This is a genomic window from Streptomyces sp. NPDC052109, from assembly GCF_040680195.1.
Classification (GTDB): Bacteria; Actinomycetota; Actinomycetes; order Streptomycetales; family Streptomycetaceae; genus Streptomyces.
This window is the reverse complement of sequence record NZ_JBFAWF010000001.1, coordinates 26,939-52,347: the sequence shown is the minus strand read 5'-3', so window position 1 is coordinate 52,347 and position 25,409 is coordinate 26,939. Positions and strand designations below refer to the sequence as shown.

Genomic DNA, 25,409 nt, shown 5'->3' with positions numbered 1-25,409 from the left:
CGGCCCTCCGCTCCTGCTCCTTACGCGCCCTCTCGGCCGCATCCCGAGCAGCCCTCCGCTCCTGCTCCTTACGCGCCCTCTCGGCCGCATCCCGAGCCTTACGTAGCCATTCGTCGTATGCGCCGTCTGCGGCATCGGCAGCTTGCCGGGGTTCATCTGCACCCTGCCGTTGCCTGTCGCGTCGCCGGGAAGACATGTGATTGGCATTCCACTTCTCCTCCGCGCGTGCTTGCCAATTCCCACCCACCCTCTGACATTCGGAGAGAATTGCGAAGGCCAGATTCACCTCCTTCATCTCATCTTCTCGGTTTTTGCGAACGGATTCGGCCTCCTGCTTATGATGATGCAAGTCCGAGTGCAGCAGTTTAGCCTTCCGCTGTCGCGCCCTCTTGATTTCGAGAAAAGAGGCCCCCCGCGTTACCCCCAATACTCCCCAGGGCCCCGGGTCGCCCATCTTGCACCCATCCAGATTGAAGGCGCCAAGCCGATCAATCAGACCAAATCTTCACACCTCGCGCCTGCAAGGCAGGAAATTGCTCAAACGCGTACTCTGTCACGCGATCGATGGCACTCTGGCGAAGGCCTGCAAGGCGAAGGCATTCCGCATTCTCGTGAACAATGTCTTCCAACGACATCTTCGCCAATTTCTCCGAATCATAAAGGCCGCGCTCTCTTTGATATGCGTCGACCTTTCGATGCTGCTCTTCCGTCAGAAGAATGGCCGCATTATAGGAACCCCTTGACTTTTCCAAGCCAAGCGCCTTCAAGTAAGCGTGCTGAATTATCTCGTGGCCAGCAAGACCGTCACCCACACGCTGGGGAATATTCGCTCGGCCGTAATCCGTCACGAGATACTCTTCGCCAAAGGGTTCCCGACCTCCCCCGCCTCCCGGCTTCCCCTTTCCGTGGTGAGATGAGGAAAAGGTTCCGATTATGGGCTCGCGACCCTGCTTATCGTGGGCTCTTTTCTCCGCAGCGACACACGAGCCACACTTCCCGCCCTGGGACGGCGCACCAGGGCCGCCGTGGACGGAGCATATGTAGACCTGATTAGATTCCCTCCAATCAGATATCCTTTTTTTTTCCCAAATTCTTGCCTGTATCCTGTTCATCTCCTGCCTGTCCGCAAAGCGCCGCTCCTCTTGACGCCTGGACTCGCTTCGCGAGTATTCATCGTTCCCCATGGCTATCTCCAATGGCGTCACGCCACTCACGCTTCTGCATCCATGGCACTCCACCTCACTGGTCGCGTCAAGCTGGCAGCCGCATGTATCTTCCGTTCGCGAATCTCGCCTACTCCAGCCAGGCGCCACGATGCTGCCGCCTCCACTGAGTAGCGGGCCAACGACTGTTGGTCGCCTACTACCGGCCCTATCCGGGTATCGTATAAATATCAATCACCCAATCACCTATAGCCGTCACACCCAGATAAGCGATAAATCGGTCATCACCAAAGTCGATCACTTGATGCCCGCTGCCTTCTCCGGAATCCCGCACCATCCGAATAGGGCTGTCGTAGCCGGAATTGGTGATCTTCCAAATCTGGATCATGAAAGGAACGGCTCGGCTTGGGGGGCATGTCCACTTCAACATCAGCTTCTCGGTGACAGGGAATCGATCGGTGATCCCCATGCTGGTCCCAATTTCCCGTCGAACCTTGGCGAACGCGTCTTGTGCCATGGCCGACCTCCCGGAATCTCCTGCCTTACGTTCCCTGGATCAGTCTCCTACCCATCCATCTCCGCAGCATCTCGATGCCAGGCAACCGACGTTCATGTGGTTTCCCAGTTGATGCTGGTGAGGTCAGCGTCGTCGCCTTACCGCGGGTGTCTCTGCCAGACTGTTCATCACGTCCTCTGAACCAATGGAAGTTCGGAGGAACCCGTCGAGTAGACGCCGCGTCCGTCTCAGTTCCCGTCTCATTCATCCCCGTGCACGGCCGTCCGGCCCCGTTCACTCAGCCCAATGATCACGGCATCCGTACGCAGCTGAACGCCCCCGAACCGTGCCGGATCACGCTCTGCCCAGCACCAACTAACCTGCAAAGCGAGTTACGTGGGTTCGATTCCCGCCACGGCCTCTGGTGCCTGAACAGGCAAAACGTAAGGGCGGCACCCCTCGGGGGTGCCGCCCTTACGGCCGTCCGTCTCGTTTCCGTCTCGGGCGACCCTGGTCACAGAGCCGTCAGAGCGGGTTGAGACGGGCCTTGAGCAGGCAGAACTCATTGCCTTCGGGGTCGGCGAGAACGTGCCACTGCTCCTCGCCGGTCTGGCCGATGTCGGCCGGACGCGCCCCGAGCTTCAGGAGGCGTTCGAGTTCGGCGTCCTGATCGCGGTCGGTGGCGTTGACGTCGATGTGCAGCCGGGACTTCCCCGGCTCCGGCTCGTCCCGGCGGGTGAGGAAGATCGTCGGCTGTGGGCCGCCGAACCCTTCGCGCGGCCCGATCTCGAGGCTGCCGTCCTCTTCGCGATCGAGTACGACGAAGTCCAGGACCTCGCACCAGAACCGCGCCAGCACCTCGGGGTCGCGGCAACCGAGCACGAGCTCACTGATGCGACATGCCATGGACGAAACCTACTCTCAGCGTGAGAACTGCCGGGGCGGCCGCGCGCGGAGCTCTCGGGCTCGACGCAGCGGGAACACGCTCGAGACCGTACCGGGCGAAGCGAGCAGGTGCGAAGGGGTTTCGAGGTCCTCGCCCCACCCGGCCGGGCCGCCGGACGAGGACCGCCCTCGTGGAACGGCGACGCGAGCGGCGGGAACGGGTGGTCGTGGTGGGACGGGGCGGGCCGGGTCAGAGGATCCCGCCCGCCCCGTCCTGGAACTGCTCCGTCCAGTAGTGCCAGTCGGTGCCCGGCGCCGTGCCCGTGGGGTCGACGGCCGACAGGATGTGGATCATCACGGCGGCCAGCTGGTCGTACGCCACCGTCGTCAGTGCGTTGCCCAAGTGCCCGTCGATGGTGCGCTCGTGGTGCAGGAGCCAGAGCGTGAACGCGAGGGTGGAGACGTCGGTGTTGAGGGGGTGAAGCGTCGCCTCCGGCTCGCCGAAGGTCAGGATCGCGCCCGTTCTGCCGTCGAGCACCAGGCTGTTGTCCTCGGCCAGCCGGCCCAGGCGGATCAAGTGGTCGGCATGGGCCGGGAGTTCGGACAGGGGGTGGTCGCCCGCGCACTCCTCGGTGGCGTACTCGCGGAGCGTCGGCAGCGGGACGTCCGTGTCGGCGTGGAAGAGGACCGCCTCCTCGGGCAGCCCGGTCTCCCGCAGGAAGCGCCGGGTCGGCTCGTGCGTGAGCGTTGCCGGGAAGTCGAACTCCTCGAAGCGGGCCACCCGGCCGTGCCCGAACTCCTGGTCCAGCAGGCGTGCGGGCACGTCCAGGGTGAGACCGGACGTCGTGCCGGGGCCCGCGACGAGGGCGAGCGGGCGGATGAGGGCCGCCGCCTTCCAGTACGGCGGGACCTCGCCGTCCGCGCCCTCCTGGAAGAGGGAGAGCAGACGCCGGGTGGCCTCGGTCACGGCCCTGGGGCCGTACTGTCCCGCGAGCGAGGCGAAACGGCCGCGCAGTCCGGCCAGTTCCTCGGTGACCGCGGCGAAGCGCAGCAGGGTGTCCAGGGAGGGCGCGAAGGGGCGGGGGTCGGCCGGGTCGAAGAGATAGGCCGTCGTCAGCTCGCCGGTGCCGCCGTCGAGCAGGATGGCCTCGCGCCGCATGCCGGCCGGGTTGAGGAGTTCGCCGATCACCAGCCGGTCCCGCAGCTCGTCCGCCACGCGGAACGGGCCGTCCGCGGCGTCGGCGAGCGTGCGCAGGCCGTGGGTGCGCAGCGGGGAGAAGGTCAGCAGGTCGGTGTCCGCGGGCAGTCCGGAACCGGTGAGCAGGCCACGCGTCGGCGCGTGCGTGACATAGCGGTCCAGCTCCGTCTCGGTCAGCGTGATCGCCGCAGGCCCGGCATCGGTCGTCCTCATCGCTCCCCCGCGATTTCCCCGTCGGTGCACACGTGAGTCGGTCCGTGTGCGATCCCGTGTGAGTCCGTGAGCGCGAGTGCCCCCACTGCTCGGCACACTACGCCGCCCCACTGACAACGACCCTCACCTGGAAGGACGTCACACGGCCCGGGCCCGTTGCGCGTCCGCGGGAATCGTCCGCGCCGTCTCTTCGGGCGTCTGCCCGGACGTGTCCGGCCAGACGCCGATGCGCGGGGCGCGCGGGCGCGGTTCCTCGTCCAGGGCGGCCACGGTCCCTCCATCCCCTGCCGTACCCGGTCTTCGCGCGGCCGGCCTCCCGTGCCGCGACCTCCGCCGCGGCCGGCGCCAGGACGACCACGTACAGCGGGCGGGTGCGGACCGGGCCGACGTACGCCCGCAGATCCTCTCCCAGCACCACGTCCTGCACGGCCGCCGTGAAACCGGCCGCCGTGCACCCGTCCGCCGACGCCGCCGACAGGCGGTACCGCAGGCGCGGTTGGGCGAGGGCCTCCCGTCCGCTCCGGGGCGGTCGCACTCGGCCCGTCCCGACACGGTCATCCGGCGGAACAGCCCCCGACGTGGGCGGCGCGCGGCAGCCGTTCGGCCGGCCGCTGGGCGACCGTCGACTCGCCGGCCGCCCTCACCCCGGTGACCGGCACGACGCCGTCCCTCAGCCAGGGGTGGTCACCCGCTGGTCACCACCGCCGCCTGTGGCCGGATCGGGAGCCGGTTGACCGGTCGGCCGGTGGCCGCGCGGACCGCGGAGGCGATCGCGGCCGGTGCCGTCACGACCGGGACCGCGCTGACGGACTTGGCGCCGAAGGGAGCGACCACGTCCCGTTCCTCGACCAGTTTGACGATCCGGATGTCCGGCGCGTCCAGGGCGGTCGGGAGGGCGTATCCGGTCAGGTCGGGGTGGCGGATCAGGCCACGCGGGGTGCGCAGGTTCTCGGTGAGCGCGATGCCGACGCCCTGGGTCACGCCCGCCTCGATACGCGCCGCCAGCTGGGTCGGGTTGAGGATCCGGCCCACGTCCTGGGCGACCGCCAGCTCCACCACCCGGACCGAGCCCAGCTCGATGTCGACGTCGACCACCGCGCGGATCGCGCAGAAGGCCAGGCCCACGAAGGCATCGCCCTGGCCGGAGGCGTTCAGCGGTTCCGTGGGGTGCGGGCGGCACTGCGCGGTGGCCCACAGCTCCTTGCCGTCCATCGCCTCGGTGACGGTCGTCGACAGCACGCCGTCGTACGAGGTGATCTTGCCGTCGGTGATCTGGAGCAGTTCGGTGGACATGCCGAACTTGTGCGCCAGGGGCTGCAGGAGCTGGGTGCGTACCATCTTCGCCGCGCGTTCCACCGCGCCGCCCGACACCCAGGTGTGCCGGCCCCGGCAGCCCGGGCCGGCCGGTGGCTGGTCGGTGTCGACCGGGGCCACGTGGACTTCCTCGATGCCGAGGGTCTCCTGGACGATCTGCCGGGCGAGCGTGGTGAAGCCCTGGCCGGTCTCGACGGCCGCGCACAGCACGGTCGCGACCCCGTCGTGCACCTTGACCGTCGCCGTGGACACCTCGTCGGCGCCCTCCGCGCCGAGCATGTGCACCATGCCGAGGCCGTAGCCGACGCCTCGCCGCACCGCGCCGGGTTCGCCCGCGCCCTCGGGACCGCCGGGCAGCAGCCACTCGTCCTCCGGGGCGTCCTTGGGCAGGGCGGGCAGCGGGAAATCGCTTACTGCCTGGAGGAGTTCGGCGACCGGGGCGGGGCACGTCACGGTCTGGCCGATCGGCAGCACGTCACCGGTCGCCAGCACGTTGCGCAGGCGCATTTCGGCCGGGTCCAGGCCGAGCTTCTTGGCCAGCTTGTCCATCTGCGCCTCGTAGGCGGCGCACACCTGCATGGCGCCCTCGCCGCGCACGTGGCCGGAGGGCGGATTGTTGGTGCGCACGGCCCAGCCCTCGATGAAGGCGTTCGGGACGATGTACGGGCCGCACGCGAAGGAGACGGCCGCGGCCAGGGCGTCGGAGGAGGTGTCGGCGTACGCGCCCGCGTCCAGCAGGATCTGCGCCTCGACCTTCACCAGCTTGCCCTCGGCGTCCGCGTGGTGGCGGTAGCGCAGGAGCGTCGGGTGGCGGTGGGCGTGGCCGAGGAAGGACTCCTCGCGGGTCGCGGTGAGCTTCACCGGACAGCCGGTCTTCAGGGCGAGCAGGCCGAGCGGCAGCTGGAAACCCTGGTCCTCGCGGTCGGCGGTGGCACCCGGCACCCCGGTGACGACGATCTTCACCCGATCCGGGGACAGGCCGTAGCAGGCCGCGGCGGTGTTGCGGTCGCTGTGCGGGTCGGTGGAGGCCAGGTACAGCTCCACGCCGCCGTCGGGGCGCGGCACGGCGAGGCCGGCCTCGGCGCCGATGGGGGCCGGGTCCTGGCGCCCTATGCGGTACTGACCCTCCACGACGACCTCGCCGACCGCCGACGGGTCGCCGTGGTGCAGCGGGATGTGCCGGATCAGGTTCCCGTCGGGGTGCAGCGGTTCGGCCTCGAAGGCCTGCTCGGGATCGGTGACCGGGTCGAGTACTTCGTACTCGACGATGACGGCGGCCGCGGCCATCCGCGCGGTGTCCGGGTGGTCGGCGGCGACGGCGGCGATGGGCTCTCCGTGGTGGCGTACGACCTCGGAGGCGAACACCGGCCGGTCGGGCGTGCCGCGACCGTGGCGCGGGGTGCCGGGCACGTCCTCGTGGGTGACGACGGCACGTACGCCGGGCATCTCGCGCGCGTGGCTGGTGTCGATGGACACGATGCGCGCGTGCGCGTGCGGCGAGCGCAGGACGGCCGCCCACAGGAGGCCCTCGGCCCACAGGTCGGCCGCGTACGGGAAGGTGCCCTCGGTCTTGGCGCGGGCGTCGGCGTGCGGCAGGGAGGCGCCGAGGCCGTGCGGCGACGCCTCGGCCTCGGGAGCGGGTTCCGCGGCGGTCGTCGCCGTGCCGGCTTCGTTGCTCACGCCTGGCCTCCGTCCTGGCCGTAGTGCTGGTCGTGCGGGCCCGGTGTGCCGTGCGGCGGGGTGCCGTACGGGTCGGGCACGCCGTACGGGTCCGGCGTGTCGCCGTAGCCGCCGGGCGCGGCCCGCGGGGTGTCGAACGCGCCCGGCGCCTCGAAGGCCGACGGGTTGACGCCGCCGGCGCCGGGGCCCGCCTGGTGCGGAATCCGGGCCTCGTCCGCGTTCGCGCCGGCGTCGGCGGCATGCGGGGCCTCGCGTTCGGCGACGACCTCCTTGACGGCCTCCAGAACGCCCCGGTAGCCGGAGCAGCGGCACAGGTTGCCGCACAGCGCCTGCCGGGTCTCCAGCTCGGTCGGCGCGGGGTTGCCCTCCAGCAGATCGTGCACGGTCATCGCCATGCCGGGCACACAGAAACCGCACTGCACGGCGCCGCACCGGGCGAGCGCGCGCTGCACGTCGGAGGGCTGTCCGTCGGCGGCCAGGCCCTCGACCGTGCGCACCTCGCTGCCGGCCGCGGTGACCGCCGGGACCAGGCAGGAGGCCACCAGCCGGCCGTCGACCTGGACGTTGCAGGCCCCGCACTCGCCCTGCGAGCAGCCGTCCTTGGCGCCCGCCAGGCCGAGCCGTTCACGCAGGACGTACAGCAGCGACTCGCCGATCCAGGCGTCGGTGACGGGCCGGTCGACGCCGTTGACGCGCAGGACGTAGGACGCGAGCGGGTGGTCGTCGTGCGGCGGGAGGGGCGCGGTGTGTTCCTCGGCGCCCTCGTCGCCGGCCGCCTGCGCGGGGACCGGGGCGGAATCCGGGGCGGTGCCGGGCGCCGGGTCCTCCACGGGGTGCTCGTGGGCGGTGCCGGCGGCGTCGGGGGTCTCACCGGTGGGTCCCTCGCCGGATTCCCCGGCGGCTCCCCCCGCCCGTTCGGGCGTGTCGTGCGGCACGCCCGTGCCGGCCCCGAGGTCCGGTGCGCCGGGCTCGGAGGAGTGCGCCGTGGCCGCCGCGTCCGGGTGCGCGGCCGCGGGGTCCGCCGCCCCGGCCGTGTCCGCCGCTGTGGCGGCCTGCGGGGCGGTGCCGTGGCGTGCGGGGCCTTCGTGGCCCGCGGGGCCGTCAGCGGGGCCCTCAGCGGCCCGCGCGGGGGTGTGCGCGTCGAGGGGCGCCTGTCCGTGCGCGGCCTCGCCAGGGCGACCGGGCTCCGGGTGAGCGGTCCCGTCGTGGGCGAACTCCGGGTGAACGGCCTCCGCGTGGCCCGGCGCGTCGTACCCGGACTCCGCGCGGCCCGCCCTGTCGGGCGTGAACTCCGCGTGCCCGTCCTCCTCGTGACCCGGCGTGCCGTGGGCCGTTTCCGGGTCGGTCGCGGTCGGGTGGCCCGGCTCCGGGTATCCGCCCGGGGCACGCCGGTACCGCTCGTCCCGCGCGTACGCGTCCGGTGCCGGTGCGTCGCCCGCCGGGTGGGTGTCGGTGTGGTCCGGCAGCGGGCTGGGCTCCGGGCCGGCCGGGCCCTGGGCCCAGGCGTTGCCCGCGCCGTCCGTCGCCCACGGGGCCGGCGCGCCGCCGGGCAGGGTGGCCGGCGGAGTGCCGCCCCACTGCTCGACCAGGGAGGACGCGGTGAACTCGCCCGATTCGTCCGGCAGATCACCGCCGGCCACGGGGATGGACCACTGCCCGGTGACGTCGTGGCCCGGCGCGGCCGGGGCGGCGGGCTCCTCGAAGGTCCAGTGCTGGGTCGCACCGGGGGGGTACGTGAACCGGTCGTCCGCGTGCCGTGTCTGCGGCGTGGCGTTCGGGTCGGGCCACTCGGCGCCGCCCGCGGGCGCGGCCCAGGTGCCGGGCGCGGCGGGGTCCCCGGCGCCGGGGGCGACCGCTATCTGCGGCGGCACATAGCCGTGACCGGGCGCGGCCAGCGGGCTGTCGCCCGCCAGCAGGGCGTCGATGCCGCCCTCGGGGAGCTTGACGAAGGCGGTGGCCCCGTCGTCGTAGTCGCCCTGGGGCAGCGGGTCCCAGCGTCCGCCGCCCTGGGGCGTGCCCTCTCCGTGCTGGTCGTCGGTCACGACAGCGCCCTCCCCAGTGCTCGTCGGGCCAGTGCGGCGACGGTGCGCCGCAGGTGCAGTACGGCGGGCGGAAGCGCGGGCACCGAGCCGTCGGGCTCCGGCGCCGGGTCCGGGATGCAGGCCGCGGCGACGTACTCGCCGAAGGCGTTCAGGGCCTCCGGGACGAGCGCGCGGTCGTTGTCCCAGTCGATCAGCTGGGCGACCCACTGCTCGGCCTCCAGGGGCCGCAGCGGCATCGGCGCTATGGCGCCGACGGCGCACCGCACTCCGCGCCGGGCGGGGTCGAGGACGAGGGCCACGGAGGCCAGCGCGCGGCCCGGTCCGGTACGTCCGGTCGCCTTGAGGAAGACCTGCGGGGCGTGCAGCAGCGGCACGCGCACGTAGCCGACGAGTTCGCCGCCGCGCAGCATCTCCATGCCGGCCAGCAGGTGCGACACCGGGATCTCCCGGCGGGCTCCGCCCGGGCCCGCGATGATCAGCGTCGCCTCCAGGGCGGCCAGCACCGGAAGCGCGTCCCCCGTGGGGGCGGCCGAGGCGATGTTGCCGCCGAGTGTGCCCGCGTTGCGGATGTGCGGCGGGCCCGCGGCACGCGCGGCGGCGGCGAGCGCCGGGATCAGGGCCGCGAAGTCGGGGCGGCCCATGCGCGCGTGCGTGAGGCCCGCGCCGAGCAGCGCGTGGCCGTCCTGGTACTGCCAGCCGCGGATCTCGCTGATCCGCCCGAGGCCCACCAGGGCGGCGGGCCTGAGCTGGCCGGAGTTGACGGCGGCCATGAGATCGGTGCCGCCCGCGACGGGCACGGCGGCGGGCATGGCGGTGAGGGCCGCCACCGCCTCGTCCAGCGTCGTGGGCAGCGTGACGGCCTGCGCCGCCTGCGGTGCGTGCGTGGTCAAACCGGCTGCCCCTTCCCGCTGCCCCACCTGGTCCCACCTGTGTGGCCGTACGGTACGTGCTCACAGGGCGGACGTGGCAACTCTGGCACATCTTCGCAAGGGCCGAAGACGGGGGTCCGCTAGGAGGCAGTAGGGGGCATTCGCCCACCTCATCGCGGAGATGGTCCGATTTCGCATGGCATCGCCGGTGCGCGCCGATTGACACTCTTCGGTGACCCTTGGCGCGGTTTTCCGGCACTTGTTCGGGAAAGGGACCTGGACCGGCCGGTCACCTGTTCGGCGGCGGTCCCTCGATGGGGCGGCCGAGGACGCCGGGGCGCTTCTGCCACGGCCGGGGCCCGGTGGGCGGCCGGTAGGCGACACCGAGGGCGTCAAGTCGCGCGTAATGGGCGCCCATCCGGCGCTCGAAACCGGCGAAGTCCCGCTCGGCGGGGGCGGGCAGCCGGCTCCACGCCACCTCGGCGAAGGCCGCGAGCCTGGGAAAGGTCTGGTAGTCGACGCGTGCGGCGTCCTCCATCACCTCGGTCCAGACGTTGGCCTGAGTGCCCAGCACACGCCGGGCCTCCTCCTCGGTGAGGTCGGCCGGGACGGGTTCGAAGCGGTAGACGTCCTCCAGGGTGCGGACGAACCCGATCGGCACCGGTTCGTCCTCTCCGGGAGCCTGACGGTGGTCCAGATACACGTACTGCTCAGGGCACATGACGACGTCGTGGCCGGCTCGCGCGGCCGCGATCCCGCCGCCGTAACCGCGCCAGGACGACACCGCGGCCCCCTTGGCCAGCCCGCCCTCCAGGATCTCGTCCCAGCCGATGAGGCGGCGGCCGCGCGCGGCGAGCCAGGCGTCGAAGTGCCCGATGAACCACGACTGCAGTGCGTCCTCGTCGGCGAGGGCGAGTTCCGCGATCCGGGTCTTGGCGGTCACCGACTCGGTCCACTGCTCCTTGCGGCATTCGTCGCCGCCGACATGGATGAACTGCGAGGGGAACAGTTCCAGGACCTCCTCGAACACCCCCTCGTAGAAGCGCAGGGTGGTGTCGGTGGGGGCGAGTACGTTGGCGGAGATCCCCCAGTTGTCCCAGACGTCCAGGGCGGTGGTGTCGACGACGTCGGTGTTGCCGAGTTCGGGATAGGCGGCGATGGCGGCCTGCGAATGGCCTGGTACGTCGATTTCCGGGACGACGGTGATATGCCGCTCGGCGGCGTAGGCGACGATCTCCCGGATGTCGTCCTGGGTGTAGTAACCACCGTGCGGTTTCTCGTCCCAGAAGGGCGAGGCCCGGTGCCCGAATTTCGACCGTGCCCGCCAGGACGCGGTTTCGGTCAGCTTCGGATACCGCTTGATCTCGATCCGCCAGCCCTGGTCGTCGGTCAGATGGAAGTGGAAGACGTTGAGTTTGTGGGCGGCCATGAGGTCGAGATAGCGCAGCACGCCTTCCTTGGGCATGAAGTGCCGGGCCACGTCGAGAAGTAGACCGCGCCAGCGGAACCGGGGTGCGTCCCGGACGGTGACGGCCGGGAACTCCCACTCGGTCCGGCCGCTGACCGGAGCGCGCCGGAAGGCCTCCGGACCGAGCAGTTGGCGGAAGGTCTGGGCGCCCCAGAACAGGCCGGCCTCGCTCGCGCCGTCGATGCAGACGAGACAGCCGTCGGCGCACAGCCGATAGGCCTCGGAGCTGCCCAGTTCGTCCTCGAGCGAGGGCCTGATCCGCAGCAGGACGCGGGAGCCGCTGTCGCGGTGCGGGGCCAGTGGCAGCCCGGTCGCCGCACCGACGGTCGCACGCAGCCAGCGCGCGACCCGCTCGGTGCCCCCGGTGGCCTCGATCTCGGTCCCCGCGTCGAGGACGAATCCCGTGCCTCCCCCGGGCAGCGAGGCCGACAGGCGGCTCGGCGCCGGGATCAGCGCCACGTCGGGTTCCGGGAAAAGGGGCGTGTCGCTCATGTCGTCGTCAGTCCTCTGCCGCGTCACCGGGAAGGGCATTGCACCGTGCGCAACGCGCATTTCGCCGCGTACAACTCCGTGAGGCTACGGACTCCATGACCATGCCCACAAGAGGTCTGAACCACTCACCCTCGTGCGCGTACACAGAGACCCCCGGCGCACGCGCATCGCGTACTCACCGGGGGCCCCACGACCGCGGACGGACCCTTACTTGTTGTCGCCGCCCTTGTCGTCGCCACCGCTGCCCATGGATTCGTAGATCTCCTTGCACATGGGACACACGGGGTACTTCTTCGGGTCGCGGCCCGGCACCCAGACCTTGCCGCACAGCGCCACGACGGGGGTGCCGTCGAGCGCGCTCGCCATGATCTTGTCCTTCTGGACGTAGTGGGCGAAGCGCTCGTGGTCGCCGTCGCCGTGGGACACCTGTGGCGTCGGCTCTACGAGGGTCCCCGTACCAGTCCCGCGCTCGGGCTCAAGAGTGCTCATATCAGCAAGAGTAATCAACCGCCCCGGGCTGTGGGCCCAGGGCTTGCACAACGAGCTTCACCGGCCGTGACACGGCGCTTGCGTCCCGTCCGTCCTCCTGGGGGCTTCCGGGGAGGGGCAGGGGCGGCCGGCTGCGCCCCGTGTCGCCACAACTCCCGGTCCCGGGCCATGCCACCCGGAAGAGGGATCCATCGGTCCCGGGCTCCGCGTCCGCACCCGCATCAGTTGAGCGAAGGGTCGTCCGGATACGTGGCCACCATCGCCAGCTCGTTGCGCTGGCGGCGGAGCACCTCGCGCCAGAGCCGCTCGGGTGCCGGTGAGGACACGTCCCCGGGCTCCGACTCGACCACGTACCAGGCGCCCTCGACGAGCTCGTCCTCCAGCTGGCCGGGCCCCCAGCCGGCGTATCCGGCGAAGATCCTCAGGGAACCGAGGGCCGCCGCGAGCAGTTCCGGCGGGGCTTCCAGATCGACCAGGCCGATCGCGCCGTGCACCCGTCGCCAGCCGAGCGGGGCGAGGTCGCCGTTCGCGCCACCCGGGATGACCGCGACACCGAGCGCCGAGTCCAGGGAGACGGGGCCGCCCTGGAAGACCACACCGGGCTCGCCGGCGAGGTCGGCCCAGCCCTCCAGGATGTCCCCCACGTCCACCGGCGTGGGGCGGTTGAGGACGACACCGAGGGAGCCCTCCTCGTCGTGGTCGAGAAGGAGCACCACCGCGCGGTCGAAGTTCGGGTCCGCCAGGGCGGGAGTGGCCACGAGCAGCCGCCCTGTGAGCGAGGACACCTCGGTCATGCCAGACATGATCCCGCATCTTCCCCTTCGGTGGGGAGCCAATCGGAGTGCGGGAGTGAACGCAGCTCAGGGAGCACGGAAGCGCCCCGGGCTCACCTCGGCGTCGGTGACCCCATGTGCCGGAAAGGGAACGGTTCGTGTTGTGACACAGCTATGACGCGGTTGGGTGGTACTCGGGCTTACGGGAGGGGGGTAATCGGCGATTACCCTGTCTTCCCGGCCCCTGCGCACAGTGATCGGCCGCCCCCCTGCCCAACTCATCGGAACGCGAGATACATGACCGTCAACGACGATGTCCTGCTTGTCCACGGCGGAACCCCGCTGGAGGGCGAGATCCGTGTCCGCGGTGCGAAGAACCTCGTACCGAAGGCCATGGTCGCCGCCCTTCTGGGCAGCGCGCCGAGCCGCCTGCGCAACGTTCCCGACATCCGTGACGTGCGGGTCGTCCGCGGCCTGCTCCAGCTGCACGGGGTGACGGTCCGCCCGGGCGAGGAGCCCGGCGAGCTGGTGCTCGACCCTACGCACGTCGAGAGCGCCAACGTGGCTGACATCGATGCCCACGCGGGTTCCAGCCGTATTCCGATCCTGTTCTGCGGCCCGCTGCTGCACCGCCTCGGCCACGCCTTCATCCCCGGCCTCGGCGGCTGTGACATCGGCGGCCGGCCCATCGACTTCCACTTCGACGTGCTGCGGCAGTTCGGCGCCACGATCGAGAAGCGCGCGGACGGCCAGTACCTGGAGGCCCCGAAGGGCCTGCGGGGCACGAAGATCCGGCTGCCGTACCCGTCAGTGGGCGCGACCGAGCAGGTGCTGCTGACGGCCGTGATGGCCGACGGCGTCACGGAGTTGTCCAACGCGGCCGTCGAGCCGGAGATCGAGGACCTCATCTGCGTGCTGCAGAAGATGGGCGCGATCATCGCGATGGACACCGACCGGACCATCCGCATCACCGGTGTGGACAAGCTCGGCGGCTACACCCATCGCGCCCTGCCGGACCGCCTGGAGGCCGCGTCCTGGGCGTCGGCGGCACTCGCTACCAACGGCAACATCTACGTCCGCGGCGCCCAGCAGCGCTCGATGATGACGTTCCTGAACACCTACCGGAAGGTGGGCGGTGCCTTCGAGATCGACGACGAGGGCATCCGTTTCTGGCACCCCGGCGGCCAGTTGAAGTCCATCGCGCTGGAGACGGACGTGCACCCCGGGTTCCAGACCGACTGGCAGCAGCCGCTGGTGGTGGCGCTGACGCAGGCCACGGGGCTGTCGATCATCCACGAGACGGTCTACGAGTCCCGACTGGGCTTCACCTCGGCGCTGAACCAGATGGGCGCCCACATCCAGCTCTACCGCGAGTGCCTGGGCGGCTCCGACTGCCGCTTCGGCCAGCGCAACTTCCTGCACTCCGCGGTCGTCTCCGGCCCGACCAGGCTGCAGGGCGCCGACCTGGTCATCCCCGACCTGCGCGGCGGCTTCTCGTACCTCATCGCGGCCCTGGCGGCCGAGGGCACGTCCCGCGTCCACGGCATCGACCTGATCAACCGCGGCTACGAGAACTTCATGGAGAAGCTCGTGGAGCTCGGCGCGAAGGTGGAGCTGCCGGGCAAGGCGCTCGGCTAGGTCGCTACGACAATGGGGCGGCCCCTTCGCTGAAGGGGCCGCCCCATTGTCGTTGTCCACGCCCGCTGTGGACGCGCCCCCAAGGGGCGCGGGGCTGTGTCGGTCCGCGGCTCCGCCGCGCGGGCGCGACCAGCTGCAGACGACACGGCCCACGGCGCTGCAGTCGAACGGCGGTCCGTGGACCGGCGCTCGAAGCGGAGCGCTTACTTGCCCTTGGCCGCTTCCTTGAGCTTGGAGCCCGCGGTGACCTTCACGCTGTAGCCGGCGGGGATGTTGATCGGCTCGCCGGTCTGCGGGTTGCGCGCGGTGCGAGCGGCACGGTGGGTGCGCTCGAAGGTCAGGAAGCCGGGGATGGTGACCTTCTCGTCGCCCTTGGCGACGATCTCGCCGACGGTCTCGGCGAACGCGGCCAGCACGGCGTCGGCGTCCTTGCGGGTCACCTCGGCGCGGTCGGCCAGCGCGGCCACCAGCTCACTGCGGTTCATGTTGTTACTCCCGTGTTTTCTTGCCGTTGGGGTGTGCCACGCGGCGGATGCGCCCGAGGCACTGCGATGCCGATGCGCTCGCGCCCAGGGACGCATCCTGCCCCTACCTGCGGCGGTAAAGCCAATCCGGCACCCGTAGGAGTCGTGAGAACACCCTGGGGAGTCACACGAAAAGCGCCCGCTCGGCGTCACCCTAGAGCGCGCCCGGCATCAGCTGGTTCCACGACGCGCCGGTTCTGGGGCCGCCGTGGGGATCCTCACAGCCCCTGCACAGTACGGCACGCCGTCACCGGGCCGACGCCCGGCCGCCGCTTTCGCTTCACCCGGCCGGGCGCGCGGCGGCGCCCGGACCGGTCTCCCGGTGCGGCCTAGGCCGTCGCCCCGGCCGCCTTCGCGGCCTCGCGGACCGCGCCCGCGACGGCGCCCGCGACCTTGTCGTTGAAGACGCTCGGGATGATGTAGTTCGGGTTCAGCTCGTCCTCGCTGACCACGTCGGCCAGGGCCTTCGCGGCGGCGAGCATCATCTCGGTGTTGACGGTGCGGGACTGGGCGTCCAGCAGGCCGCGGAAGACGCCCGGGAAGACCAGCACGTTGTTGATCTGGTTCGGGAAGTCGGAGCGGCCGGTGGCCACAACGGCCGCCGTCTGACGGGCGATTGCCGGGTCGACCTCGGGGTCGGGGTTCGCGAGCGCGAACACGATGGCACCGTCGGCCATGGCGGCCACGTCGGCGCCGTCGAGGACGTTCGGGGCGGAGACGCCGATGAACACGTCGGCGCCGCGCACGGCCTCCTTCAGGGTGCCGGTGAGGCCCTCGGGGTTGGTGTTGTCGGCGATCCAGCGCAGCGGCGAGTCGGCCGGGGCGTTCACCAGGTCCTCACGGCCGGAGTGGACGACCCCGTGGATGTCGGCGACGACGGCGTTCTTCACACCGGCGGCGAGCAGCAGCTTGAGGATGGCCGTACCCGCCGCGCCGGCGCCGGACATGACGACGCGGATGTTCTCGATGGCCTTGTCCGTGACGCGGAGGGCGTTGGTCAGGGCGGCGAGGACGACGATGGCGGTGCCGTGCTGGTCGTCGTGGAAGACGGGGATGTCGAGGGCCTCGCGCAGCCGGGCCTCGATCTCGAAGCAGCGGGGCGCGGAGATGTCCTCGAGGTTGATGCCGGCGAACCCGGGGGCGATCGCCTTGACGATCTCCACGATGGCGTCGGTGTCCTGGGTGTCCAGGCAGATCGGCCAGGCGTCGATGCCGGCGAAGCGCTTGAAGAGGGCCGCCTTGCCCTCCATGACGGGGAGGGCCGCCTTCGGGCCGATGTTGCCGAGGCCGAGCACGGCGGAGCCGTCCGTCACGACCGCAACGGAGTTGCGCTTGATGGTGAGGCGGCGGGCGTCCTCGGGGTTCTCGGCGATCGCCATGCAGACGCGGGCCACGCCGGGCGTGTAGACCATGGAGAGGTCGTCACGGTTGCGGATGGGGTGCTTCGACGCCATCTCGATCTTGCCGCCGAGGTGCATCAGGAACGTACGGTCGGAGACCTTGCCGAGGGTGACGCCCTCGATCCCGCGCAGCTTCTCGACGATCTCCTCGGCGTGGGCCGTGGAGGTGGCCGCGATGGTGACGTCGATACGGAGCTTCTCGTGGCCGGACGCGGTGACGTCGAGGCCGGTCACCGAGCCTCCGGAGGACTCCACGGCGGTGGTGAGCTGCGAGACGGCCGTTCCGCTCGCGGGCACCTCCAGCCGGATGGTCATCGAGTAGGAGACGCTGGGCGCCGTTGCCATGGCCGACTTCCTCTGCTTTCACCGTGTCGCGAGTTGTGCCGTCCGATCGTCGCACCTACCGCGGAGTACGCGGTAGTCGCCCTGGATTGCGGACGTTGTGTTCATGAGCGGTGCGTGATTTCGGAAAACCACTTCCACCATACGAGAGACGATCAAACAAAGAAAGAGACCCACGTCACACGGACGTGGGTCTCTCTCACGCTGGCGACACCGACCCGCCATGCTCGCCTCGCGGCAAGTGGTCCCTCGCAGGGACAAAGGTTGGGCCCGGGGGCTTGGATCGAGCCGGTGCCGTGTCCAGGCTAACAAACGGATGCCGAGGACCATTCCCCCTGCGGGGACTTCACAGGAAAGTCACTCCCGCAGCAGGTCCGGCACCCCGGTCGCGTCCGGCTCGTCCCGCTCCGCGGACACCACCGTCAGCTGCTGGGTGGCCCGGGTCAGGGCCACGTAGAGCACGCGCAGGCCGGCCGGGGACTCGTCGGCGATCTCCGCCGGCGAGACGACGACCGTGGCGTCGTACTCCAGGCCCTTGGCCTCCAGGCTGCCGAGCGCCGCCACCCGGTCGCCGAGCCCGGCCAGCCAGCGCCGGGCCTCCTCGCGCCGGTTCATGGCGACGACCACGCCGACCGTGCCGTCCACCAGGTCCAGCAGCCGCTCGGCCTCCGCCCGCACGGTCCGCGCGAGCGACTCCCGTACGACCGTGAAGCGCGGCTCGACGCCCGTGGACCGTACGGCGCTGGGCGCCTCGGAACCGGGCATCGCCAGCGCCAGCACCTTGGCGGCCAGATCGGCGATCTCCGCCGGGTTGCGGTAGTTCACGGTGAGCTGGAAGCGGCGCCGCGGGCGGGTGCCGAGGGCCTCGTCGCGGGCCGCGGCCGCCTCGTCCGGGTCGGACCAGGAGGACTGGGCCGGGTCACCCACGACCGTCCAGGTGGCGTGCCGTCCGCGCCGGCCGACCATCCGCCACTGCATCGGCGTGAGGTCCTGCGCCTCGTCCACGATGACGTGCGCGTACTCGGTGCGCTCCTGCGCGAGCCGCTCGGCCCGCTCGCGCTGGGTCTCCTCGCGCACCGGCATCAGCTCCTCCAGGCCGGTGAGCTGGTCCAGCGGGTCGACCTCGCGCTTCCTCCGCGGGCGGGCCGGGGCGCCGAGGATGGCCTGGAGCTCGTCCAGCATGGCGATGTCGTGCACGGAGTGGCCGTCACGCTGGAGGGAGCGGGCGACCTTGCGGACCTCGCCGGGGTTGAGGATCCGGCGGGCCCAGCGGCCGAGCCGCCGCTCGTCGGCCATGGCGGCGAGCACGGCCTTCGGGGTCAGCTCGGGCCACCAGGCGTCGAGGAAGGCGGCGAAGGCGTCCTCGCCGATGACGTCCTCGTCGAAGGAGGAGCGCAGCTCGGCGGTCAGCTCGGGGTCGGTGTGCCGGGCGGCCGCTCCGGACTTGGCCCACAGGGCGTCCAGGAGCAGCTTGCGGGCGCGGGGACGGAGCAGGTTGACGGGGGCGGTGCCGCCGAGGGCGGTCCGGCGGACACGTTCCAGCTCCTCCGCCTCCAGCTCGAGACGGCGCCCGAAGGCGACGACGCGCAGGCGGGACGGCGGCCCGTCGAAGGCCCGCGGCGTGCCGTCCTCGTCCGCCGCGCCGGTACCGGCCGGCCCCAGTTCGAGCGCCCCCCGGGCGGCCTTCCGCAGCACCTTCAGCATGCGGCACGAGCCCTTGGCCCGGGCCACGGACGGGGAGTCGTACAGCGTGGCCTCGGCGCCGTCGACGAGCGAGCCGATGGCGCGGATCGCGACCTGGCCCTCCTCGCCGAGCGAGGGCAGCACTCCCTCGGTGTAGGCCACGAGCAGCGGGGTCGGGGAGACGATGAGGATGCCGCCCGCGTACCGGCGTCTGTCCTGGTAGAGCAGGTAGGCGGCGCGGTGCAGGGCGACGGCGGTCTTGCCGGTGCCGGGCCCGCCCTCGACGTAGGTGATGGAGGCGGCGGGGGCGCGGATGACCAGGTCCTGTTCGGCCTGGATGGAGGACACGATGTCCCGCATGGTGTGTGTGCGGGCCTGGCCGAGGGCGGCCATGAGGGCGCCGTCACCGATGACGGGGAGTTCGCGGCCGTCGAGGGAGGCGGTCAGCTCGGGGCGCATGAGGTCGTCCTCGACCCCGAGCACGCGGCGCCCCTTGGACCGGATGACCCGGCGCCGTACCACGCGCCCGGGATCCACCGGAGTGGCCCGGTAGAAGGGGGCGGCGGCGGGCGCCCGCCAGTCGATGACCAGCGGCGCGTAGTCCTCGTCGAGCACACCGATGCGCCCGATGTGCAGGGTCTCGGCGATGTCGGCGGTGTTGTCGTCCCGCACGGCACCCTCGGCGGGCTCCACGGCGGTGTAGGCGCCGTCGGGCCCCTTCTTCCCGTCCTTGCCGAGAAGGAGGTCGATCCGCCCGAAGAGGAAGTCCTCGAACTCGTTGTTGAGCCGGTTCAGGTGGACACCGGCCCGGAAGACCTGCGCGTCCCGCTCGGCCAGCGCGCCCGGGGTGCCGACCTGGCCCCGCTTGGCCGCGTCGTTCATCAGGAACTCGGCCTCGTGGATCTTCTCCTCCAGCCGGCGGTACACCCGGTCCAGGTGTTCCTGCTCGACGCTGATCTCCCGGTCACGGACGGAATCGTGTGCGTCGTGTACCGAGCCGACCGCGGACTGCTGAACCTGAGCGGCCACCGGGCCCCCTTCTGACGTGCTGGGCAGCCGTCAACCGTACGCGAAGGGGGCCCGTGGAAGCTACGGCAGCTACGCCTGTACCTGCACCAGCTTCTGGCCCTGGAAGGTCACCACCTCGAAGTGGTCGATCTCGTTGGGCTTGAAGGCCGCCGCGCCGCCGATGTACAGCGGCTTCCTGGACTCCGGCGTCTTCCCGTCCGAGATGCCGTAGCCCGTGTCCGGCACGGACCAGGAGGACATCGTCACGCGCTGCCCGTTCTTCGCGACGAGCACCAGCGAGCACTTCAGCGGGCCCTTGGCGTTCTTCAGCTGCAGGACCGCCTGGGTGCCCCACTCCTTCTGGGTCATCGCGACGGTGGCGCTGATCTGCGACGACGGGTCCGTGGCCGACTTCTTGTCGGGCATGGCCTCGAAGGTGGTCTGCGCCGCGGAGGCGGTGGTCTGGCCCCCGTTCCCGCCGGAGCCGCTGTTCACCGCCACCGCGGCCAGCGGTCCGGCGATGATCAGCGCGGCAGCCGCCGCGATCATGTAGAAGCTGCGCCGGCGCTTCCGGGCGCGCTTCTCCGCGACCTCGTCGACCAGCTTCTCCACGATCCGCGGGCTGGGCCTGGCGGACAGCGACTCGCCGATCGCGGGGGTGCTGCCGGAGCCCGGCAGATCCGCGAGCGCGGCCAGCATCGGCTCCATCCCGGCCAGCTCGTCCAGCTGCTGGGCGCACCACTCGCAGCCGGCGAGATGGGCCTCGAAAGCGGTTGCCTCGGCGTCGTCGAGAATCCCGAGGGCATAGGCGCCCACGGTCTCGTGCTCGCTCGGCACGGAAGATCCCGATTGGGGGCTCATAGGCCCAGACATACCCGGACCACCCGCACCGAATCCCTGCATTCCCCCGTAACCACTGCTCATCACGCCGTCACCCCCCGCTCCTCCAGTGCCAGCTTCATCGACCGCAGGGCGTAGAACACCCGAGACCGCACGGTGCCGCTGGGGATGCCCAGCGTCTCTGCCGCCTCATTGACCGTACGCCCCTTGAAGTACGTCTCGACGAGGACCTCCCGGTGGGCCGGGGTCAGGTCGTCGAGCGCGTCCGACAGCGTCATCAGCCACAGCGCCTTGTCGATCTCGTCCTCCGCGGGGATGACCTCCAGCGGCGACGGATCGACCTCCTGCGGCCGGGCCTGCCGGCTGCGGTGGCCGTCGATGACGATGCGGCGCGCGACCGTCACCAGCCAGGGGCGTACCGAACCGGTCGCCCGATTGAGCTGACCGGCGTTCTTCCAGGCACGGATGAGCGTTTCCTGTACGACGTCCTCGGCGCGCTGCCGGTCACCGGCGACCAGCCGCAGGACATACGCGAGCAGGGGTCCGGCGTGCTCCCGATAGAGCGCACGCATCAACTCCTCGTCAGGTTCCGAGGGCTGTGAGGACATGCGATGTCGGGCCCTCGATCCACGTTCATTGGCCACGGCCGCATCCTTGCGCACGCCCACCTCCGGTGTCCGGGGGTTCCCCCAGTCGGTCGCTCGCCCACCCGTACGGAAGGGAACGGCGCGGCGTTCAAACGGAGGTGACAGTTTTCTCCGGGGTGACGTGACGAGGGGGACATGCGCGCACATACCTCCCGCGCGATCTTTACATTTCCGACACATCGCCGGAGGCCGCAAGAATGTCCGGTGTAGAGGGCATCCAAACGCACTGTTACGGAAATCACGCCCGCGTGAGAGCCGCCCGCCGCCGGTGCCGGGCCACCCGCTCCCGGTTCCCGCACGCCTCGCTGGAACACCACCGCCGGCGCCGGCCCCGGGACGTGTCCACGTACACGAGCGGGCAGTTGTCCCCCTCGCACTCCCGGACGGCCGCCCGCACGACGGGATCAGTGAGCAGTTCCACGGCGTCCCGGGCGACGAGCGCGAGCAGCCCCGCGCAGCTCGGCGGATCGGCCAGCTCCCGCACCAGGGCGCCCCCGTCCCCGCGTACGGCACGCAGGACCGGAGGCGCGGCACGGGCGACCTCGTTGACCCGCCCGAGCGCCCGCAGGTACGAGGGCGTCTCCAGGGCTTGGGGGCTTCGCACCAACTGCCCGATGTACGCCCGCAGTTCCCGGAAGGGAGCCGGCCAGGAGGCGTCCGCGTGACCGAGCGCCGTACCCTCCGGCACCAGGCGGGCCCCGCCGATCCACGCGCACAAGTCCTCGGCGGAGCTCAGCCGTTCGGCCGGATGCGTGGTCGCGAGGAGATCGAGGCAGATCCGTCCGGCGTCGAACCGCGGCTCGTAGGGGGGCGTGGCCGTACCCAGTGCCATGTGCCTGTCACCGCCTAGGCAGGAAGCGTGGGGTGTTCTCTTCACAGTGCCCGCCCGGGCGCCCGGCCGGAAGCCCTCGTACCGGCTGGACGCACGCGTACGCGCTCGCGCGCCTCGGCCATGTCCGGGGCAGGGGTCTCCCGGTTCGCTGGAGACATGACGAAAACGACACACAGGCCGCACACGGCCGACACGACGAGCGCGACGGCCACGCCCGCCAGGACCGCCGTGCTGATCGCGGCCACGATCACCACGGGCCTGAGCGCCGGGGTCTTCTACATCTTCGCCTGCGCGGTGATGCCGGCCCTGGCCCGCAGCGACGACCGGACGTACGTCGAGGTCATGCGGAACATCAACACGGCGATCCAGAACCCGGCGTTCTTCCTGAGCTTCATGGGTGCGCTGTTGCTGACCGGGCTGTCGGCGTGGCAGCTGCGCCGGGCACCGGGCGGGCGACGGGTCCGGGCCGCCCTGCCGGCGTACGCCCTGGTCTTCCTCGTCACGATGGCGTTCGGCATCCCGCTCAACATCGCCCTGGCGGCGCAGGGCGATCCGGCCGCCCTGCGTGCGCACTTCGAGGGCCCGTGGGTGGCGTGGAACGGGGTGCGGGCGCTGGGTTCGACGCCGGCCCTGGGGCTCCTGGACCGGGCCCTGATGCTGTACGGCCGCCCCGCCCACTCCTCGTAGGCCAGGCCGACTCGGGTGCCGACGGCAGGCACGCACACCCCGTCCCCGGCCGACCGCTCCTCCTACGCGTCCGCGTACTTCGCGTCCGCCGCCGGGTCCAGGGCCAGGCGGTAACCGCGCTTCACCACCGTCTGGATCAGCTTCGGTGCCCCGAGGGCCGTGCGCAGGCGGGCCATCGCCGTCTCCACCGCGTGTTCGTCGCGGCCCGCGCCCGGCAGGGCGCGCAGGAGGTCCGCCCGGGGCACCACCCAGCCGGGACGGCGCGACAGGACCCGCAGCAGGGACATGCCTGCCGGGGGAACCGGTTTCAGGGTGCCGTCCACCAGGACCGCATGGCCCCGGATCTCCACCCGGTGACCGGCGACCGGCAACATGCGGGCGCGGCCCGGGAGTTCCTGGCACAGCAGCTGGACGAGGGGGCCGAGGCGGAAGCGTTCCGGCTGGACCGTGTCCACGCCGTGTGCCTGGAGCGGCAGCGCCGTCACCGGGCCCACGCAGGCCGGCAGGACGTCGTGGGACAGCGCCGCCAGCAGGTCCGGCAGCACGCCCCGGTCCTCGGCACGGGACAGGAGGGACGCGGCCGCCGGCGCGCTGGTGAAGGTCAGGGCGTCCACCGACCGCGCCACCGTCGCGTCCAGCAGGCGGTCCAGCGGGGTGATGTCCTCCGGGGGCATCCAGCGGTACACCGGCACCGGGAGCACCTCCGCTCCCCCGGCGCGCAGGGACTCGACGAACCCCGGCAGCGGTTCGCCGTGCAGCTGGACGGCGATACGGCGGCCGTCCACGCCCTCCTCCAGGAGGCGGTCCAGGACCTCGGCCAGCGATTCCGACGACGGCGACCACTCCTCCGTCAGACCGGCCGCCCGGATCGCGCCCTTGACCTTGGGGCCCCGGGCCAGCAGCTCGGCCTGCCGGAGCCGGCCGAGGAGCGGATCGCCCAGGCCCCAGCCCTCGGCCGCCTCCACCCAGCCCCGGAAGCCGATCGCCGTGGTGGCCACGACCACGTCCGGACCACGGTCGATGATCTCCTTCGTGGCGGCGAGGAGTTCGCCGTCGTCGGCGAGCGGCACGATCCGCAGAGCCGGTGCGTGCAGGACGGCGGCACCGCGCCGGTCGAGCAGGGCGCTCAGCTCCTCGGCCCGGCGCGCGGCGGTGACGCCCACGGTGAATCCCGCGAGCGGACCGTGCTCGGGGTGCTGCTCTTCGTCGTACATCGGCTCTCCTAGCTGACCGGTGCGCCTCTCGAGCCTGTCAACGGTGCGTGACAGGCTCGGTTCGGCCCGATGTCACCGGTGTTACGTCACACTTCGGCGTAGCCGAGCTGCGGCTCCGTCTCCGCCGTGGGTACCTTCCCAGCCTGCCGCGCCGGGCGGCGAAGGTATACGGCCCACGTCACCGCGAAGCAGAGGGCGTAGAAGGCGAGGAAGGCGACGAACGCGCCGGTGCCGGATCCGTAGGAGAGGAAGGACTGGCGGAAGGCCAGGTTGATGCCCACGCCGCCGAGCGCGCCCACCGCGCCGATCAGCCCCATCGAGGCGCCGGACAGCCGCCGGCCGCAGGCCACGGCCGCCTCCCCCTCCAACCCCTTGGCCAGGGCCTTCGCCTGGAAGATGCCCGGGATCATCTTGTACGTGGAGCCGTTGCCGAGCCCGCTGAGCACGAACAGGACGACGAAGACGGACACGAACAGCCCGAGCGACTTCTGTCGGCTCGCGACGATCAGTACGGCGGTGGCGGCGGCCATGGCGACGTAGTTCCACAGGGTGATGCGGGCGCCGCCGAAGCGGTCGGCGAGCCGCCCGCCGAGGGGGCGGATCAGGGAACCGAGCAGCGGGCCGATGAAGGTGAGGTAGGCCGCCTGGAGCGGCGTGCGGCCGAACTGGATCGTCAGGACCTGGCCGAAGGCGAAGCTGTAGCCGATGAAGGAGCCGAAGGTGCCGACGTAGAGGAAGGCCATGATCCAGGTGTGGGCGTCCTTGGCCGCGTCCTTGGCCGCTCCGGTGTCGTTCTTCACCGTCGCCAGGTTGTCCATGAAGAGGGCGGCGAGGGTCGCGGCCACGACGATCAGCGGGATGTAGATGCCCAGCAGGAGGCGCGGGCCGCCGTTCGCGCCGATGACGGCGAGGGCGACGAGCTGGATGACGGGCACGCCGATGTTGCCGCCGCCGGCGTTCAGGCCGAGCGCCCAGCCCTTCCGCTTCAGCGGGAAGAAGGCGTTGATGTTGGTCATGGAGGAGGCGAAGTTGCCGCCGCCGATGCCGGCCAGCAGGCCGACGAGGAGGAACGTGGTGAAGGAGGTTCCGGGCTCCATGACCACGAAGGCGGCGATCGTCGGGACGAGCAGGAGGCAGGCCGAGACGATCGTCCAGTTGCGGCCGCCGAAGACGGCCACGGCGAAGGTGTAGGGGACGCGCACGACGGCGCCGACGAGGGTGACCATCGAGGTCAGCAGGAACTTGTCGGCGGGAGTGAGGCCGTACTCCGGGCCCATGAAGAGGACCAGCACGGACCACAGGGTCCAGATCGAGAAGCCGATGTGCTCCGAGAGGACGGAGAACCAGAGGTTCCGGTTGGCGATCCGTTCACCGGTCACCTTCCAGAACCCCTCGTCCTCCGGATCCCAGCGCTCGATCCAGCGGCCACTGCGTCGGGTTGGTGCTGGGGCTGTCATCGCTCCTCCAGGTGCTCCGGGCTGCTCCGTCTGCCGTACGACCGACTGAGCCCGA

The 25,409-nt window shown here is 71.2% G+C and carries 20 protein-coding genes and 1 pseudogene; 2 read left to right on the top strand and 19 right to left on the bottom strand.

All coding sequences use genetic code 11. From position 1 onward, the window contains the following. Positions 1-488: 488 nt before the first annotated feature. The 11 genes and pseudogenes from AB0L59_RS00215 to AB0L59_RS00165 form a co-directional block, all read right to left on the bottom strand. Positions 489-848, bottom strand: coding sequence for a hypothetical protein (locus AB0L59_RS00215; RefSeq protein ID WP_365577541.1), 360 nt, complete (start codon positions 846-848; stop codon positions 489-491). 523 nt (positions 849-1,371) lie between these two features. Then, complete coding sequence (locus AB0L59_RS00210) at positions 1,372-1,680, bottom strand: hypothetical protein (RefSeq protein WP_365577538.1); 309 nt, start codon at positions 1,678-1,680, stop codon at positions 1,372-1,374. A 504-nt stretch (positions 1,681-2,184) separates the two neighbouring features. Beyond that, positions 2,185-2,565: a VOC family protein gene (locus tag AB0L59_RS00205; protein ID WP_365577536.1), complete on the bottom strand. Its 381-nt coding sequence runs from the start codon at positions 2,563-2,565 to the stop codon at positions 2,185-2,187. Positions 2,566-2,794: 229 nt separating this feature from the next. Next, complete coding sequence (locus AB0L59_RS00200) at positions 2,795-3,955, bottom strand: SUKH-4 family immunity protein (RefSeq protein ID WP_365577533.1); 1,161 nt, start codon at positions 3,953-3,955, stop codon at positions 2,795-2,797. A gap of 138 nt (positions 3,956-4,093) precedes the next feature. Next, positions 4,094-4,629, bottom strand: a pseudogene (locus tag AB0L59_RS00195) (phosphotransferase). A gap of 10 nt (positions 4,630-4,639) precedes the next feature. Further along, on the bottom strand, positions 4,640-6,949 hold the full coding sequence (locus tag AB0L59_RS00190) for a molybdopterin cofactor-binding domain-containing protein (RefSeq protein WP_365577530.1): 2,310 nt from the start codon (positions 6,947-6,949) through the stop codon (positions 4,640-4,642). Then, positions 6,946-8,991 carry a 2Fe-2S iron-sulfur cluster-binding protein gene (locus tag AB0L59_RS00185; RefSeq protein WP_365577527.1) on the bottom strand — a complete coding sequence of 682 codons (2,046 nt, stop codon included), beginning with the start codon at positions 8,989-8,991 and terminating at the stop codon, positions 6,946-6,948. Before AB0L59_RS00185 ends, AB0L59_RS00190 begins: the two co-directional genes overlap by 4 nt. Beyond that, positions 8,988-9,881: an FAD binding domain-containing protein gene (locus tag AB0L59_RS00180; RefSeq protein WP_365577524.1), complete on the bottom strand. Its 894-nt coding sequence runs from the start codon at positions 9,879-9,881 to the stop codon at positions 8,988-8,990. Before AB0L59_RS00180 ends, AB0L59_RS00185 begins: the two co-directional genes overlap by 4 nt. A gap of 268 nt (positions 9,882-10,149) precedes the next feature. Beyond that, positions 10,150-11,820: a beta-N-acetylhexosaminidase gene (locus tag AB0L59_RS00175; RefSeq protein ID WP_365577521.1), complete on the bottom strand. Its 1,671-nt coding sequence runs from the start codon at positions 11,818-11,820 to the stop codon at positions 10,150-10,152. 207 nt (positions 11,821-12,027) lie between these two features. Continuing rightward, positions 12,028-12,309, bottom strand: coding sequence for a DUF3039 domain-containing protein (locus tag AB0L59_RS00170; RefSeq protein WP_360160460.1), 282 nt, complete (start codon positions 12,307-12,309; stop codon positions 12,028-12,030). 221 nt (positions 12,310-12,530) lie between these two features. Further along, a complete protein-coding gene (locus AB0L59_RS00165; RefSeq protein WP_069780554.1) occupies positions 12,531-13,103 on the bottom strand; it encodes a YqgE/AlgH family protein in 573 nt (190 codons plus the stop codon). A gap of 276 nt (positions 13,104-13,379) precedes the next feature. Here AB0L59_RS00165 and murA point away from each other — a divergent pair, with 276 nt between their 5' ends. After that, positions 13,380-14,720 (top strand): UDP-N-acetylglucosamine 1-carboxyvinyltransferase, encoded by a 1,341-nt coding sequence (gene murA / locus AB0L59_RS00160; protein ID WP_365577518.1) that lies wholly within the window; start codon positions 13,380-13,382, stop codon positions 14,718-14,720. Between the two features lie 203 nt (positions 14,721-14,923). Here the strand turns inward: murA and AB0L59_RS00155 are convergent, their stop codons facing one another. The 6 genes from AB0L59_RS00155 to AB0L59_RS00130 form a co-directional block, all read right to left on the bottom strand. Beyond that, the gene (locus tag AB0L59_RS00155; protein WP_023550134.1) at positions 14,924-15,205 is read right to left on the bottom strand and encodes an HU family DNA-binding protein; all 282 of its coding nucleotides are present in this window, start codon (positions 15,203-15,205) and stop codon (positions 14,924-14,926) included. Positions 15,206-15,573: 368 nt separating this feature from the next. Beyond that, the gene (locus AB0L59_RS00150) at positions 15,574-16,989 is read right to left on the bottom strand and encodes an NAD-dependent malic enzyme (protein ID WP_365577515.1); all 1,416 of its coding nucleotides are present in this window, start codon (positions 16,987-16,989) and stop codon (positions 15,574-15,576) included. Positions 16,990-17,343: 354 nt separating this feature from the next. Beyond that, positions 17,344-19,698, bottom strand: a complete 2,355-nt coding sequence (locus tag AB0L59_RS00145; protein WP_365577512.1) for a UvrD-helicase domain-containing protein — start codon at positions 19,696-19,698, stop codon at positions 17,344-17,346. A 69-nt stretch (positions 19,699-19,767) separates the two neighbouring features. Further along, positions 19,768-20,550, bottom strand: a complete 783-nt coding sequence (locus tag AB0L59_RS00140) for a zf-HC2 domain-containing protein (RefSeq protein ID WP_365577509.1) — start codon at positions 20,548-20,550, stop codon at positions 19,768-19,770. A gap of 50 nt (positions 20,551-20,600) precedes the next feature. Continuing rightward, positions 20,601-21,185, bottom strand: coding sequence for a sigma-70 family RNA polymerase sigma factor (locus AB0L59_RS00135; RefSeq protein ID WP_030167252.1), 585 nt, complete (start codon positions 21,183-21,185; stop codon positions 20,601-20,603). 217 nt (positions 21,186-21,402) lie between these two features. Continuing rightward, entirely contained in the window at positions 21,403-21,996 is a 594-nt protein-coding gene (locus AB0L59_RS00130; protein ID WP_365577506.1) for a CGNR zinc finger domain-containing protein, read from the bottom strand. A gap of 156 nt (positions 21,997-22,152) precedes the next feature. On the opposite strand from AB0L59_RS00130, the gene AB0L59_RS00125 reads away from it, so the two are divergent. Then, on the top strand, positions 22,153-22,683 hold the full coding sequence (locus tag AB0L59_RS00125; RefSeq protein WP_365577503.1) for an anthrone oxygenase family protein: 531 nt from the start codon (positions 22,153-22,155) through the stop codon (positions 22,681-22,683). Between the two features lie 62 nt (positions 22,684-22,745). Here AB0L59_RS00125 and AB0L59_RS00120 read toward each other — a convergent pair whose 3' ends face one another. After that, positions 22,746-23,897: a uroporphyrinogen-III synthase gene (locus AB0L59_RS00120; RefSeq protein WP_365577500.1), complete on the bottom strand. Its 1,152-nt coding sequence runs from the start codon at positions 23,895-23,897 to the stop codon at positions 22,746-22,748. Positions 23,898-23,983: 86 nt separating this feature from the next. After that, positions 23,984-25,354, bottom strand: a complete 1,371-nt coding sequence (locus tag AB0L59_RS00115) for a nitrate/nitrite transporter (RefSeq protein WP_365577497.1) — start codon at positions 25,352-25,354, stop codon at positions 23,984-23,986. Positions 25,355-25,409 lie beyond the last annotated feature (55 nt).